The organism is Phycisphaerales bacterium (assembly GCA_029268515.1).
GTDB lineage: Bacteria > Planctomycetota > Phycisphaerae > Phycisphaerales > SM1A02 > JAQWNP01.
In genome coordinates this window covers 1-14,673 of the sequence record JAQWNP010000001.1, presented here as the reverse complement: position 1 = coordinate 14,673, position 14,673 = coordinate 1, and the positions used below count along the sequence as shown (strand labels likewise).

At 46.9% G+C, this 14,673-nt stretch carries 10 protein-coding genes; 7 read left to right on the top strand and 3 right to left on the bottom strand.

What is annotated here, in order from left to right; all coding sequences use genetic code 11:
- Positions 1-30: 30 nt before the first annotated feature.
- The 5 genes from P8J86_00050 (at position 31) to P8J86_00030 (ending at position 10,154) form a co-directional block, all read left to right on the top strand.
- Positions 31-5,109 carry a tetratricopeptide repeat protein gene (locus P8J86_00050; protein MDG2053075.1) on the top strand — a complete coding sequence of 1,693 codons (5,079 nt, stop codon included), beginning with the start codon at positions 31-33 and terminating at the stop codon, positions 5,107-5,109.
- A 29-nt stretch (positions 5,110-5,138) separates the two neighbouring features.
- Positions 5,139-7,343, top strand: a complete 2,205-nt coding sequence (locus tag P8J86_00045; GenBank protein ID MDG2053074.1) for a hypothetical protein — start codon at positions 5,139-5,141, stop codon at positions 7,341-7,343.
- 88 nt (positions 7,344-7,431) lie between these two features.
- Complete coding sequence (locus tag P8J86_00040; GenBank protein MDG2053073.1) at positions 7,432-8,745, top strand: MraY family glycosyltransferase; 1,314 nt, start codon at positions 7,432-7,434, stop codon at positions 8,743-8,745.
- 40 nt (positions 8,746-8,785) lie between these two features.
- Positions 8,786-9,280: a low molecular weight phosphotyrosine protein phosphatase gene (locus P8J86_00035; protein ID MDG2053072.1), complete on the top strand. Its 495-nt coding sequence runs from the start codon at positions 8,786-8,788 to the stop codon at positions 9,278-9,280.
- Positions 9,273-10,154, top strand: a complete 882-nt coding sequence (locus P8J86_00030; protein MDG2053071.1) for a fructosamine kinase family protein — start codon at positions 9,273-9,275, stop codon at positions 10,152-10,154. The genes P8J86_00035 and P8J86_00030 overlap by 8 nt, the downstream gene beginning before the upstream one ends.
- Before the next feature lie 14 nt (positions 10,155-10,168).
- Here P8J86_00030 and serC read toward each other — a convergent pair whose 3' ends face one another.
- The 3 genes from serC to P8J86_00015 all read right to left on the bottom strand — a co-directional run bounded on the left by serC (position 10,169) and on the right by P8J86_00015 (position 13,909).
- A complete protein-coding gene (gene serC, locus P8J86_00025) occupies positions 10,169-11,266 on the bottom strand; it encodes a 3-phosphoserine/phosphohydroxythreonine transaminase (protein MDG2053070.1) in 1,098 nt (365 codons plus the stop codon).
- 62 nt (positions 11,267-11,328) lie between these two features.
- The gene (locus P8J86_00020) at positions 11,329-12,600 is read right to left on the bottom strand and encodes a 3-phosphoglycerate dehydrogenase family protein (protein MDG2053069.1); all 1,272 of its coding nucleotides are present in this window, start codon (positions 12,598-12,600) and stop codon (positions 11,329-11,331) included.
- Between the two features lie 70 nt (positions 12,601-12,670).
- Entirely contained in the window at positions 12,671-13,909 is a 1,239-nt protein-coding gene (locus tag P8J86_00015; GenBank protein ID MDG2053068.1) for a DUF1015 family protein, read from the bottom strand.
- 101 nt (positions 13,910-14,010) lie between these two features.
- On the opposite strand from P8J86_00015, the gene P8J86_00010 reads away from it, so the two are divergent.
- Both P8J86_00010 and P8J86_00005 read left to right on the top strand, forming a co-directional pair.
- On the top strand, positions 14,011-14,382 hold the full coding sequence (locus tag P8J86_00010; GenBank protein MDG2053067.1) for a hypothetical protein: 372 nt from the start codon (positions 14,011-14,013) through the stop codon (positions 14,380-14,382).
- On the top strand, positions 14,382-14,673 hold a 292-nt coding region (locus P8J86_00005; GenBank protein MDG2053066.1), incomplete at its 3' end, for a prepilin-type N-terminal cleavage/methylation domain-containing protein. The genes P8J86_00010 and P8J86_00005, both read left to right, overlap by 1 nt.

Genomic DNA, 14,673 nt, shown 5'->3' with positions numbered 1-14,673 from the left:
AGAGTCAAACTCTATTTATGTGAGGCGATCATGGCCACCCAAGTAAATAAGAAACTTATCTTCTATATCACTGTTTTTTTTGGGGCAGCGATCTTCATTCTGGGCGGCCTTTGGTTTCTTTATGCCCGAGGGGATGCCAGTCGTAATATACGCCGTGGCGATGCGCTTATGGCCGCGGGTCAATACGAAGATGCGGCTAAGCAGTACGCTCGAGGCGTCAGTAAAGAGAAGTCTAATCTTGAGTATCTAGATAAATGGGAAGCATCAATTCTCGCAATCGTGCCACCAACGCAGACCGAAGCAAAATCAAGGTATGGCGAGCTTGTTTTGATTCGGCGTTCGAGAGCGATACATCAGCCTGACAATCTGGAGTTCCATTGGGCAGTTATTGAAGATGCAATAAAAGCGGCTCAATGGTCGCAAAACAGTATTGAATCATGGCAAAATGTAGAAGATGCTTTGCTGACAATGCAGGATTCGATTAATGAAGACTCGCTTGAAGAGGCTCAACTGCTTGCGGAAATCGGGCGCGCAAAGCAATACCTGAGTCCAACTGAGTTTACCGATACTGTGGATGTGGAAGGAAATGTTCGTTTTCCAGGAGAAGAAGAACTACGCGCTGCATTGACCTTAGATCCTGAAAATGATTTGGCATGGTCTTCATTAGCGCAAGGCCGTCTTGAAGTTGTGGCGAGGCTGGAGCTTGATGGGCGTTCGCGTCAGGCCGAAAAACAGTACGAATTTGCGATGCAGACATTCGAAGATCTTGAACGCGTTGTTCCAGACAAGCCTCGCAGCGCTACTGCGTTAGCCAAGTTTTACACCATTCAATATCAACGCGAACTGGCTAATGAGGCAGAAAACACCGATGAGTTGCTAGCCAAAAAGAATGCAATGATTGAGCAGATGGAAGCGGTGATTCAGCAAACCGATGATGCAATGGTTGTTAGAAATGCGGTAGGTCTATTGCGGCTGAGTCAGGTAGACAATGCTTACGAGCGATCAGTCAAGATAATAAGTAATTATATTGATAGGGATTCAGACAGAGTTGCTTTCCGTCATGAGCTGGCAATGCTTCATTATGAAAATAGCTTTCAGGATGAAGTTGCATTGTTAAAGGCGAATGAGCTAGCGAATGGTATTGTCAATGGACCAGGTCTTAATTCTAGCTTTAATGCAGTGATTCAGTTTCCACTTCAGAAAAGAAGTGCTTCTCTGTTATTTGATATAGCACTTAGTCAGCTTGAAAGAAAGAAGCAAGAGAATCCTGATGCGGATCTGACAGATGAGGAACTAAAGTGTGATGAGGCAAGACTTACCTTATTAAATATCTGTGGTGATGATGAAAGTGATTTGTTGGTTCTTAGAGCAGATGGGAAGCGAGCATTCGTTGACGGTGATTATCGCCTTGCTGCTCAGAAGTTAGAAGAATTGTGGGTGAGAACGGAGCGTGTTGATTTGTCTACTGCGCGCATATTGATAGATGCACTTGATAGGTTGGGGCAAACAGGCCTTGCTTATGAAAGAACTATTGAGGCACTGAAGGTAACGCCGAGTAATGTTCAACTGGTGATTCGCAAAGCAAGGTTAGAGGCAATTCTAGGCCGCTATAGTCAGGCTTCAGAAACACTTTCGAGAGTTCCAGAGTCATTGATAGATGAATATGAAGAACTGAGCTCTCTATCAGATCAGCTAGAAGAGGCCCTAGCGACCGGCTCGTCGTCAATTGGAGTGGTTTCAAAGGGTCTGCAAGATGTTTTTATGAAGATTGGCACCAATGATCTTTCGGGGGCAAAAAATGATCTTGCGCAACTGCGGGAATCGAACCCTGAGAGTACGCGTGTATTGTTAGCCAGTATCAAAGTTGCCGTCATGTTGAATGATCAGGCGTTGGCTCAAAAATGTTTGCAAATACTAAAAGGCTTAGATCCTGAGAATGCGTACATTCGTGCTATTGAGATAAGTCTGGAGATAGAAGATCCAATTGAAGCAATTATTAGCTATTTATCAGAAGTGAATGAAAATCCTATTGAGCGAGATATTGAAACAGCCGCGGCGATTATTTCTTATATGGCAATTGAGGAAGTTCGTATCCAAGCACTTATATCGACCGGCTACGCTGAGGTAGGTCGAGAGGCACAAGACTATTTAGTAAATGCTGTTTCAAAGTTGAACACCATCATTGAGTCGCTTTCTGAAAAAGCTCCAGATGATCTTAGAGTGGTGAAATTTAGTGTGTTACTTGACTGTGATAGGGGTGAATGGGATCTAGCTGAAAAGAAAATAGAGCGGGCAAGGCAAGAAAACCCAGAGAATACAGAACTTCTTTTTATGCAGGCGGAGTTTTTCCAGAGACTCGGCCAGAATCTCAAGAGTGAAGGTAAACTCGTTGCCGGTAAAGAAAAACTTCTTGAGAGTGTCGAAGTCCTAAAGCTGTTAATTAAGAAGTTGCCTTATCAAGCAAAGCTATGGCGAACTTTGGGATTGTCCTATCGAGATCTCGGAGATGATGCTCAGGCAAACCAGGCGTTTGACGAAGCTTATCGGCGCAATCCTAACGATATTAGTCTTGTCAAAGCTTATGCCAAATCACTTATCAAGACCCCTGATGGTGCGAGCCGTGCAATTCGAATCATTAGGCAAGCGATTCTTCTTGCCCCAAATCAAGTTGAACTCCGGGAGCTTTGGCTGCAGTTAGAGGCAGAGCAGGGCAATCTGCCATTTGTCATGAAGACTCGAGTAGATCAGTACCAGGCGAACCCTGCTGATATCACCAATGCAGCGAATTTGGTGAGGCTTATCACGCTCACAGATCCGACATGGGAATATATTCGAAATGCTGATGATCAGCTAATGTACAACAGCCAAAGTTGGGAGCGGCTTTCAGATAACGAGCAAAGTGCTAGGTTGGCGAGTATTCGTGAGAGATGGAACGACGTAGCAAAAGAAATTATTGTGGAGCTGAGTGTCTCTCTTAGCGAAAATCGAGCGTTTGCTTCGCTTTGTGCCAATTTAGAGATGTCTCAAGGAAACGTAGAAGCAGGCGCACAACTGTTGAAAGATCGCATATCGAGTTTAGGTGAGGGCATTGTAGGTGAAGATTACATTGCTCTTGCTAGCTACTTTATTGAAGCGAATCGTTTTTCTGACGCGAAGCAGGCCTTTATTAGTGCAATCGAGCTTGATGACATATATAAAAGGTTTGCAGCTCAGCAGTTATCCAACCTATATATTTCACAAAGTCAATATGTGGATGCTCTTGCCCTTCTTAGTGAAGAGATGAAAGACAACCCGACTTCGAAAGTACATGCTCGTCTTATCGAGTGCCTCATTTGGGAAGGGATGCTCGAGGAAGCTACAGAAGAAATCGCTATTCGGAATGAGCTCTACGAAAGTGATTTTTATTCTCAGATTCTACAAGCCAAACTCCACCAGGCGAAGTCAAAACAATATGGAAATGGTGGTGATAAAGAGTTGGCCAATATTGAGCATGCAAACGCTATGCGATCACTTGAGAGCAGCAAGAAACTGCTTCCAACAGATTCCATGCCGTACATGATAGAAGCTACTGGCTTCATTGATAAATATCAGTGGGATGAGGATCGCCTGAGTTTAGATAGGGCAATCCAATCGCTGGACAAGGCTGATCAGCTAGCAAGCTCTATTACCACTCAGACTTCACTGGCTCGAGTCAAAGTGCTGAATCTCCTTGGCAATCAAAACGCGGCTGATAGTACACTGCGACAGCTCGTTTTGCAGTTTCCTAACAATGTAATGGCTAGGAATATGCTTGTTGAGTCGCTGACATCGAAGGGACAAGTGGATGATGCAATATTGCTCATTGAAGAGGGAATAATGTTGTCTCCCAATAGTCCCTTCTGGTATCAAAGACTCGGTGCCGTCCATCAGTTCAATGGAAGTACGAAGGAAGCTGTGACTGCTTTATTGCGGGCTTATAACGTAAGCCGCGATGCACGTTTATTGTTGGCGATCGCAGACATCACACGAGATGTTCCGGAGTGGGAAGGATCTTTGGTGGTAGAGGTGTTCAGGGAAACCCCTGAAATCATTGGGGATTCGGTACTTGCGGGACTATTTGCAAGAGCGATCTTAAGCCTTAATCAAAGAGATAAGGCTCTTGAAGTGATGGCGCGTGCTTACCAAAACATTATTGTTGATGGCGAAGATCCTGATTCGATAAAACGTCGCTATGCAGTCTGGTTTTCTGACCTTGAGAGTCTATTTAGCGAATCTGAATCGTCTGCTGGTGAGGCTTTTGTAAGAAGCCTTCCGGGGTATGAGGAAAACGCGCAGATGTTACAAGGGCTGGCACTGTTTTGGATTAGATCATATTCAGGCAATCAAGATAGAGCGATAGAGCTACTCAATATGGTGGTTGATTCGGATTATGAAGACGATCAAATTATCAGTGCATTACACGTACTTGGGCAAATATATTTGGTCACTGATAATTTCTCGGAAGCAGGTGAAGTGTACTCAAGAATTTTAGCTCTCAATAGTAGTGATGGTGTTGCGCTTAACAATAAGGCATATGTCTTGATGACTACTGATAGTGATCTTGTTGAAGCACTGGCGCTCAGTGAGCGTGTAGTAGAAATGTATCCAGACAATGTCACTTATCAGGATACTCTTGCAAGAATTTATCGAAGTCTTGGTCAAACTACTAAAGCGATTGAGTTACTCAATAAGGCGCTTGCTAAAGACCCCCAGGATTTGAACGCTCTCATGATAATGTCTGCTATATACAGTGTGGATCTGGAAGAGCCTGGCCAGGCTTTGTCCTTTGCAGAGCAGGCAAAAAGGCTCTCGCCTGAGAACGCTGAACTGCTGGATGAGCTCGGGTGGATCCATTTCCAGTTGGGAAATGATATGGAGGCGGAAGAATTGTTGCGAAAGTCGGTTGAAATTCAAGAGCGGGCAGTTACATATCTACATTTGGCTCATGTGCTGGCACTTGACGGCCGATTTCAGGGAGCGATCTCTAGACTCAATAGAGCCGATGAACTTACGAAGAATCCTGAATTGAAAGCCGAGATTGCAAGTCTCCGGGCCGATATAGATGAGAAGGCTGCTATCTCAATTCCTTGAATTGAATGAACTAACTCTTTTGAGACCTCATGATGCTAAAACCACAAGATCAAAAACCAGGACAAACAGCTGCCAGTTCGATGGCTCCATCCCGCGAGGTGACTCAGACGCTTGATCCAATTCGAGTGTTGCGCCATTACATGGTTTGGTTAATTGCTTCAGTCTTTATTGGGGCAGCCATTGGTGTGTTATCAATGATTGTGCTGCGAATTGTTTATCCGTTGTACTCGTCTGACGTGTGGTTTGAGGTGCGCCCCGGCCTTAATACTGCCACAGACGTTGGTTCGCAGGACTTTGTCGATGATCGAATGGTGACGCGGATATCGAATACGCAAGTCTTCCTCCTTAAGCGGCGTGAAATCTTAGAAGATGCAGTGAGTGATCGATCCGTTCGTGAAAATACTGAGTGGTTTCAAAACAGTTTTGTTGGTCAAGCTGGCGAGCCACTGATTGCCGATGCTGTAGATGAATTAGAACAGGACATTTCAACACCAGTGCTTCGAGGGACCAATATTTATGGTGCAAGTTGGTCAGCTCATACTGCAACAGATGTACCTATTGTGTTGAATTCAATTCGTACGGCGTACATGGCGTATGTGACGCGGATGAATGATCGCGTTTACGTAGAAAATGAGCGAGTTTTTGATGATCAGCTTCGACGTACCAGACTTATGTTGCAGGACCTTGGAGACGAGATTCGATCATTTATTCGCGCCCGAGGTATTACAACCCTAGATGACGCACGATTTAGTCAGGCGGCAATTGAGACAGAGCAATTGACGCAGGAAATGATTGAATCACGATCAAGTCTTGCGATGGTCAACAGCGCCTTGCTACAAACAGCTGAGAAGCTTGCTGGCACTTTGGATTACACCTTCGAGGACATTCAAATGGCTGAAGCAGACATCACGTTGCGTGAGCAGCTCCAGTTAGAAGAACAACTCAAAGCAGAGCTCAGAGGTAGTCGTGAGCGATTTAGAGATGATCATCCACATGTGTATCAGATGGAAGTCAGGGTACGAGCAACGGAAGATCAAATTAATGCAAGAAGACGAGAGATTATCGAGCGTAATCTCAATTCAGAGCGTCTTCAATATGCAGATCAGCGTGATCAGCTCTTAGGATTGATTCAGCAGATAGAAGAAGATGTTGATGGCAAAGAAAGCGAGTTGCAGGATCTCGCTGCTGATCAGTCGTCTTACGAGGCAATGGTAACGCAGCGTACGCACTTAGAGCTTCAGCGTGATGCAGATGTGCATCTGATCAATAGCTTGAGATTAATGCGTTTGCGAGAAGATGCACAGCGCGTTCGCTCACTTGGTGATGCTGAGATGCCTCGAACGTTATCGTTTCCAAGATGGGAAGTTATGATCCCACTAGGTATTGTATTGTGCTTTGGTCTGGCCTTGTGCATTGTTTTTATTAGGGAACTAACAGATCGCCGCATTAAACGAGTAAGTGATCTTGAACTTCTTTCGTCGGTGCGAGTGATTGGATCAATCCCTGAAATAACAGATGATCCAACGAGGCCCACAGTGGTCGAGCGCATCGTCCAGACAATGCCTAATAGTGTTATTGCAGAAGCATACCGTCAGAGTTACGAGCCAATTGCTCGTCGGCTGGGGCAAGGTGGTTATGGCGTCATTTCGTTTGTAAGTGGTATGCCTGAATCAGGGGCAACGACAGCCATCAGTAACATTGCAACGATTGCTAAAGAGTCAGGCCAAACTGTTGTGGTTGTTGATGCAAATTTCCGGCGACCTGGTTTAGCAAAGGCTATGGGTGTCGCAGAGCCGCGACTTGGATTGGGCGACGTGCTCGCAGGGGACGTGTCACTTGATGAAGTGATTGTGCAGAATGAAAGTCAGATCAGCATCATCTCGGCGGGTACGCCGGACAATCGGGTGAGTAACGCTTTTCATGGCGAACTATTTGATCGTTCAATCGCAGTGTTGCGAGATCGGTTTGATCTAGTATTGATAGATGTTTCGCCAATAATCGTTTCTGGTGATGCGAGGGTGGTCGCCAATCAGTCTGATGGTGTCATCACTGTGGTGCGTGCTTACCAAGAGGAGCGAGGATTGGTTTCGAGGATGCTTCGTGAACTCGGTGAAACAAATAGCGAGATTATTGGCATTCTGCTAAATCGTCCACGTACCGCAGCAGGTGGATATCTCAAGAAGAACTACGCAGCCATTGCAGGTTATTCGGGTCGAACCCAAAAGAAAGAGTAAGCGTCGGCTTGTAAAAAGTGGTGGCAAGTAGTGACGGTAAAATAGGTTGCATGAGGCATCAGTATCAAAGTTGGTAGAAGGTTAGAGTATGGATCCACAGCTACCTTTTAGTATTGATTTAGAGCCAGATTCGTCTGCTATTTTGTCCGCGACATGGGATGAGGGAGCTACTTCCACTGCAGTAGAGCTTCTCAACTCTTATATTCCTGTCTTCCTTATAGCCTATTTTGTAGCGCTCATTGCTACGCCTATTGCAAGGCAGATAGCGCTGAAGAACAATATCATCGATCGTCCGGATTCAGACCGGAAAATTCATCGCGAAGCGGTGGCGTATCTTGGGGGTGGAGCTGTCGTATTCGCAGTGTTGGTTGGTATTGGGTTGAGCTACACCATGTTCGATGCAATGGTCGTAGATTACCGGCCAGTTCCAATTGCAATTGTGATTGGAATCATCGCGATCGCATTTACTGGTCTTGCTGATGATATTTGGGGATGGGATCCAAGATTAAAGGTGGCGGGTCAACTCGTGGCTGCGGCTGCGCTGGCGATTGAAGCGGTTGGTACCGATGTCGCTCGAGGGCTGCTGGTCGCAATATTTGGTTCTAGTGGTCTCATGATCGAAATGCCAATAACCGGCATGTCGATAGATGTTTCTTACTGGATAGGAACTGCGCTGATTGCAATCTTTGTGCTTGGTGGATGTAATGCGAGTAACTTAGTTGACGGTCTTGATGGCTTACTTTCGGGTCTGACTGGTATTGTCATGTTAGGCTTGCTTGTTATATCCGTGCTGATGGCGGTAAGCCATGAAATCGCTAGTGGCGGCGATATTCTAGCGCAGGAAGATAGCCTTGCCGGAGCACGAGTTGTACTTTGTCTTGCAACTCTTGGTGCAGTGCTCGGGTTCTTGCCCTTTAATTTTCATCCGGCGGTTATTTTCCTGGGTGATGCTGGGAGCCTGCTCTTGGGGTATCTCTCTGTTGTGATTATCTTGATGTTTGGTGAATATGGAGAAACACATCTCGTCGTTGCTGGCTTGATTGTGTTTGCCGTTCCAATAATTGACACAGCGTTGGCTATTATTCGTAGGAAGATGGCTGGACGGCCAATGTCTTCGGCGGATAACCAGCATATACATCACCAGCTAAATCGTGGATTGGGCGGTACGCGTCGTGCAGTGTTTGCTTTGTATGGAATCGGTATTACTTTTGCTTGTTTAGGAATACTGGTGGCTTGGATGGTGTTGTTTACAGAAATTCGACTGTTGGTGGTCTATGCAATTGTGTTTGTACTGTTTAGCTTTATTGGTGCAGTAGCCGTCAAGATTGCACGCAGACAGCCCGCCGAAATACAAGTGGACGAGGTCTCGCTTGGAAGTACGTCGTCATCGTCTGCTAAGTAGATGGGTTCGCGCATCAGTAAGTAGAAGAGTGTGAGTTAAAATGACATCTGAGCATAAGACACAGATATTATTTGTATGTATGGGAAACATTTGTCGTAGCCCATTAGCCGAATGCGTGTTTGTTGCAGAAACTCAGTTGCGTGGACTGGCGGATCAGTTTGAAGTTGACTCCGCTGGCACTGGTGGGTGGCATGAGGGGCAAGATCCTGACAAGCGAATGCGAAAAGCGGCGCAATCACAAGGCATTGATTTGCGTGGCTCTGCTCGCCAGGTTTGCCGCGAAGACTTTTTTAAATTCAAACACATTGTTTGTATGGATCAGGAAAACCGAGAGGCTTTGCTGGCAATGGGCGCGCCTCGGGAAAAGATTTCACTACTTCTGGAATATGATGGCTCACTAGTCGAACAAGAAGTGCCAGATCCTTATTATGGTGGGGAAGATGGATTTCATCGCGTGATTGAGCTTGTTTCATCAGCTTGTGGCCAACTACTAGATCATTTGCAAGAATCTGCTGAAAAGCATCGAGATGGCTGATAAGCATCTTGTTGAAATAGCGCTGCGTCAATTAGATGTCATGCCTGCTGTTGCTCACATTGCTGAATTAGCCGGGGGCTGCATTCATGGTGCAAGTGTCGTTACAGGTGTTGATGGGGCGAAATGTGTCGTAAAAATATCGACAAATCAGTATGCCGCAATGCTGACTGCTGAGGTTGCTGGTCTGCAAGATCTGGCGCTGACTGATACCGTCCTGGTGCCCCACATACATGGCATTACACAAGTGGAAGAGTTCACGGTTCTCGCAATGGAATTTATTGAACAAGGCGGCGCTGAGACTCGATGGGAAAAATTTGGCGTGGATCTAGCAAGATTGCATGCGATGGGAGTAAATCATAATCAGTATGGCTATAGCTCATCGAATTATCTCGGATATACACCTCAACAAAACACTTGGTGTGATGACTGGGTTGAGTTCAACGCGAAGTACCGAATTGGGTATCAGCAAGATTGTATTCGACGCCGGAGGCACCTTCCGAATGACGTAGATCAAATGGTGAGTGAGATCATTGAGCGACTCAGTCAATTCATACCATCGCATCCAAAGGTGTCCTTGCTGCATGGAGATCTCTGGTCTGGCAATGTCGTGATCAATAACAATGGCGGTGTTGTCGTAATCGATCCAGCTTGTTCGTATGGTGATGGCTGGGCCGACATCGCCATGATGCAGCTTTTTGGTGGTTTCCCAGCAGCGGTAATTGATGCCTATATCGCTGAGCAGGAGGTGTCGCCGCGATTGCATTCACGACTTGCGGTTTACCAGCTCTATCATGTGCTCAATCATGTCAATTTGTTTGGTCAGTCTTATGTCAGCCAGACTGGGCAGTTATGCCAAGAGATCTTAGCTACATAGGCAATTGAGTTGACCTAGCCATTTGCCTTCGCAAAAATCTGCATGAACTCAGCGAGGGCATCGCACCCTTCCTTTGGAAAGGCATTATAGATCGAGGCGCGGAGACCTCCGGCGCTACGGTGTCCCTTGAGTCCACTCATCTGTAGTTTGTTTGCATCGTCAAGAAACATGGCGTCTGTCTTGTCGTTGGGTGTTCGAAAGGTGATGTTCATATTTGAGCGGCAGGATTCATCTGAAACGCCAGAATAAAAACCACCTGAGTTATCAATGACATCGTAGATCACTTTGGCTTTAGCGATATTTCGATGTTCAATTGCCAGTAAGCCACCTTCCCTAAGAATCCATTTCAGAATCTGTCCAATAAGATAGATGCCGAAGGTGGGAGGTGTGTTAAAGCAAGACTCCTTGTCTACATGTGTTGCATACCTAAAGATGGAGGGGATCTCTCGTTCGCAGCGTTCAGCAAGATCTTTGCGCATGATGACAAGCACCGTTCCTGCTGGGCCAAGATTTTTTTGTGCTCCTGCATAAATCATGGCATGACTATTGATATCGAGTTGTCGGCTAAAGATATCACTACTCATGTCTGCAATAAGTGGTGTGTTGGAAGTTGGAGTGGCATGAAACTCTGTTCCATAAATGGTGTTATTGGAACAGTAGTGTGTATAAGCAGCGCCTTCAGTGAGATTCAGTGTTCCTGACTCCGGAAGTTTACGGTACTTAGATTTGCTGCCATCAAAGGCGACGTTGACGTTGCCGAATAGTTGAGCATCTTTGATTGCTTTGGAAGCCCACACGCCTGTATCAAGGTAGTCGGCGGTGCCATCTTTGGGCAGAAAGTTCATGGGTATCATGGAAAACTGTGTTGTCGCTCCGCCCTGTAGGAACACGATCGCGTAGTCATCACTGATGTTCGCTAGTTTTCGACAGTCAATATCTGCTTCAGTGAGTACGCGTTGAAAGTGATCGCCACGATGGCTATGTTCAACAATGCCAATGCCAGATTCCTGGATATTCCAGAGATCATGTTGAGCTTGCTCAATGACCGGTTCAGGAATGATGGCCGGTCCAGCTGAAAAATTGAAGATCCGCTTTTTCGAAGCCACTGGCATGATGTATTGAACTCCCTGTGCAGTAGTAAAGTTGCGAAGTGTTAGAGCTGGCTTAGTATTTGTCAGGTATTGAGTTGGCCGAGGTTTCCAATAGTGACCTGGAGAATATGTTCATTGCCACGTAAAGAGTCCAGTTCTTGATCGCCAGGGCAGTCATCGAGCTGGATTCGAGCGCATGCGGCTTCGCCGCCCTCATAAATGACATTCTCCATCTCTTCGACGTTAATACCTGCTTGTCCTAACGTGTAGAACACGTGTGCCAATACGCCCGGACGATTGAGATGGCGGACGGTGAGCAGTGTTGTCGCAGGAGTGGATTCTGCACGATTGACGCTGTTTGGTACGACCCCTTGATCAAGGTAGGTGCAAACCACCCGAACGGCTTCATTGGCGATTGCAATTTGAGCTTGATCTGTTGAGGCGCCTACATGATGTGTCCCATAGACGCCGGGCAGTGAGACAATTGAATCCTTGAAGTCTTTGCCTCCAGCACCAGGTTCGTTGGCAAAAACGTCAAGTCCGGCACGTATGCCTTTCTCTTTGACAGCGCGTTGCATTGCATCAGAATCGATGACATTACCGCGACTCGTATTAATAATGGTAGCGCCGGATCGCATCGCTTGAAAGAAATCCTCGCCGATGAGGTTCGAAGTTTCTGCGTTGCCGGCAACATTGATACTGATGACATCTGACATCTTGGCCAAATCGTTTAAGGTACTGCAGTAGACGACCCCGGCAGCATCTGCTTGTTCTTGGGTGAGGCTGCGTGACCAAGCGAGGGTACGCATGCCAAAGGCTCGTCCCCGTTCGGCAATTTCCAGGCCAATGCGTCCGAGTCCAACAATGCCGAGGGTTCTGCCATACAGGCCAGCAGCTTTGGAATAATCAGATTTTTTCCATATCCCGGCACGCAGATCAGCAGTTTGATCGGGTACTCGGCGATCACAACTCAGTATCAACGCCCAAGCTAATTCGGCCACAGCTACGGCGTTTTTACCGGGGCAGTTTGCGACAAATACCCCACGATTTGATGCAGCACTCAGGTCAATATTGTCATAGCCTGCGCCGGCCCGAACAATGAGGCTGAGTCGTTTTGCATTTGTTATTGCGTCTTCAGTGACCTTTGTTGAGCGAACAATCAGAATGTCAGGATCAGCTTCATCAAGTGCACTGGGTAATGTGGAGGGGTCTAGATCTGGCGAAGTGATCACATGGCAGCCAGCCTGTTCAAGTGCGTTGATGCCAGTGGTCTCAAATTTATCAGCGATCAGCACGCAGGCCCGTGAAGTGTTCACAGTGGACGTTGTGGCGGAAGAATCCTTCGTAGTTGGCATGAGTGCAATTCCTAAATACACCTGATTTGTTGATGTATATGGTAACTAGTTGCTTCTTGCTTGTTTGAGTTCAAGTACTCAGTTCATCATCTAAAGCGTGTACAAAAAGACCGCTTCTCAGCTTTGGTTCAAACCAAGTAGATTTGGGAGGCATCATTAGATCCGCATCGGATACGGCAAGTAACTGCTCGATACTGGTTGGGTAGAGGCTGAAAGCGATACTCCCTTGGCTTTGGTCTACCATTTTGGCCATTGTTTCAGTTGCCTGATGGCCACCGACGAACTTAATTCTCTGGTCGGTACGTGGATCCTCTATATCGAGTAATGGCTCTAATATTCGGTCCTGCAAAAGAGCGACATCAAGGCTTTTAATCGGGTTCTTGGTATCAATGCTCTCGGGATTAAATCTCAGTTCATACCATTGGCTTTCCAAGTAAAAGCAGATCAAGCCATGCTCGGCCGGGTGAGGCTTCTCCGTTGGGTGTACTTCGCCGAGCTGAGAAATGGCTTCCAGTAGGACTTCTGGCTGTTGGTGGTTGAGGTCCACAACAACTCGGTTGTATGCCAAGATCTGCAGTTGGCTGGCCGGAAATAAGACGGTCAGAAACCAATCACACTCTTGGTCGCTGCTTGGTCTATTTTGCCCCAATTCAGTACCCGCACGCGCTGCCGAGGCGGCACGGTGGTGGCCATCAGCGACATAGGTGGAGGGAATCTGTTCAAAAGCCGTGACATAGGCGTTTGTATCTGAGACTCTCCAAACAGTGTGTGTGACTCCATCGGGGGCATTGAAATGAAACAACGGACGTTGGTTGACATCGTGATCAACGAGTTGATCGATCGACGGCGTATCTCGGTAGGTAAGAAATACCGGTCCCGCATTGGCTCGTAGCGTAATGGTGTGTCGCGTACGATCATCTTCTTTATCAGGTCGCGTGCGCTCATGCTTTTTGATGATGTTGTTCCGGTAATCATCTACATGACAACAGCAGACAACACCCGTTTGTATGTGATCTCCCTGGACCTGACGGTAGATAAAGAGGCCAGGCTCTGCATCTTGGATAAGCACTCCGTCATTGAGTAGCTGTTCTAGATTTGAGCGGGCTTTTGCGTAGACAGAATCATCATGTAGGTCTACATCATCAGGTAGATCAATTTCAGGCCGGATGACATGTAAAAAACTGTGAGGGTTTCCTTGTGCCAGGGCTTGGGCCTCGCTTCTGGTGACCACGTCATAGGGGACAGAGGCGACAAGTGAAGCAAGATTGGGTTTCGGGTGGATGGCCTGGAATGGCTTGACTCGAACCATAGAATCGACTCCTAACGATCATAAGTAAGGAAAAACAGTGTATCGGCCCCTGCAAAGACTGCGGGGTTGCTGGTCCGCCACACGGTTTTTTGTGTGCCCACTTGATCGCTCAGGAGGGCGATTTTGGGGTCATTAGAGCTGGTGGAGTACCAATTGGTGGGTTTGGGTGGTTTATGAGTTTTATTGTTGCCATCTCTATCACATACAGACTCGATCTACCCATGTGGGCGGTCGATACATCAGGTGCGCAGGTGGCTCCCTGTGGGGATTCGCTCATGCGGGTCGGCGCCTTTGGAGGGGAAGGCGTCTGGCACGCAGCAGCGCTGCGCAACGGGGTTGATCTTGTCTCTCGGCGAGTTCAACTATTTGGAGTGCTGGGTAGTTGGTTACCTGGCTTAGAACATTCAAAGGGATGCGTTGGACAGTGGGATGTTCCCAAGGCCAATGCAACTAGTTTTAGGAGTCAGGTGTAATGCACATTCAGGCCAAACGAATGCCACGGGCATTCACGTTGATCGAAATTCTGATTGTTGTGGTAATTCTCGGTATTCTTGCCGCGATTGTTATTCCACAGTTTACGGATGCTGCAGATGATGCGAATGAGGCATCAATGCGTAGCCAGCTTCAGACTGTAAGAAGTCAGATCGAGCTTTATCGCGCTCAGGGTGAAACTGGTGGCACGTTTGATCCAAGTACAAATTGGGATCAGCTTGTCAACAATGACTACCTTCCTGCAGCGCCAAAGAACCCATATAACGGTTCAA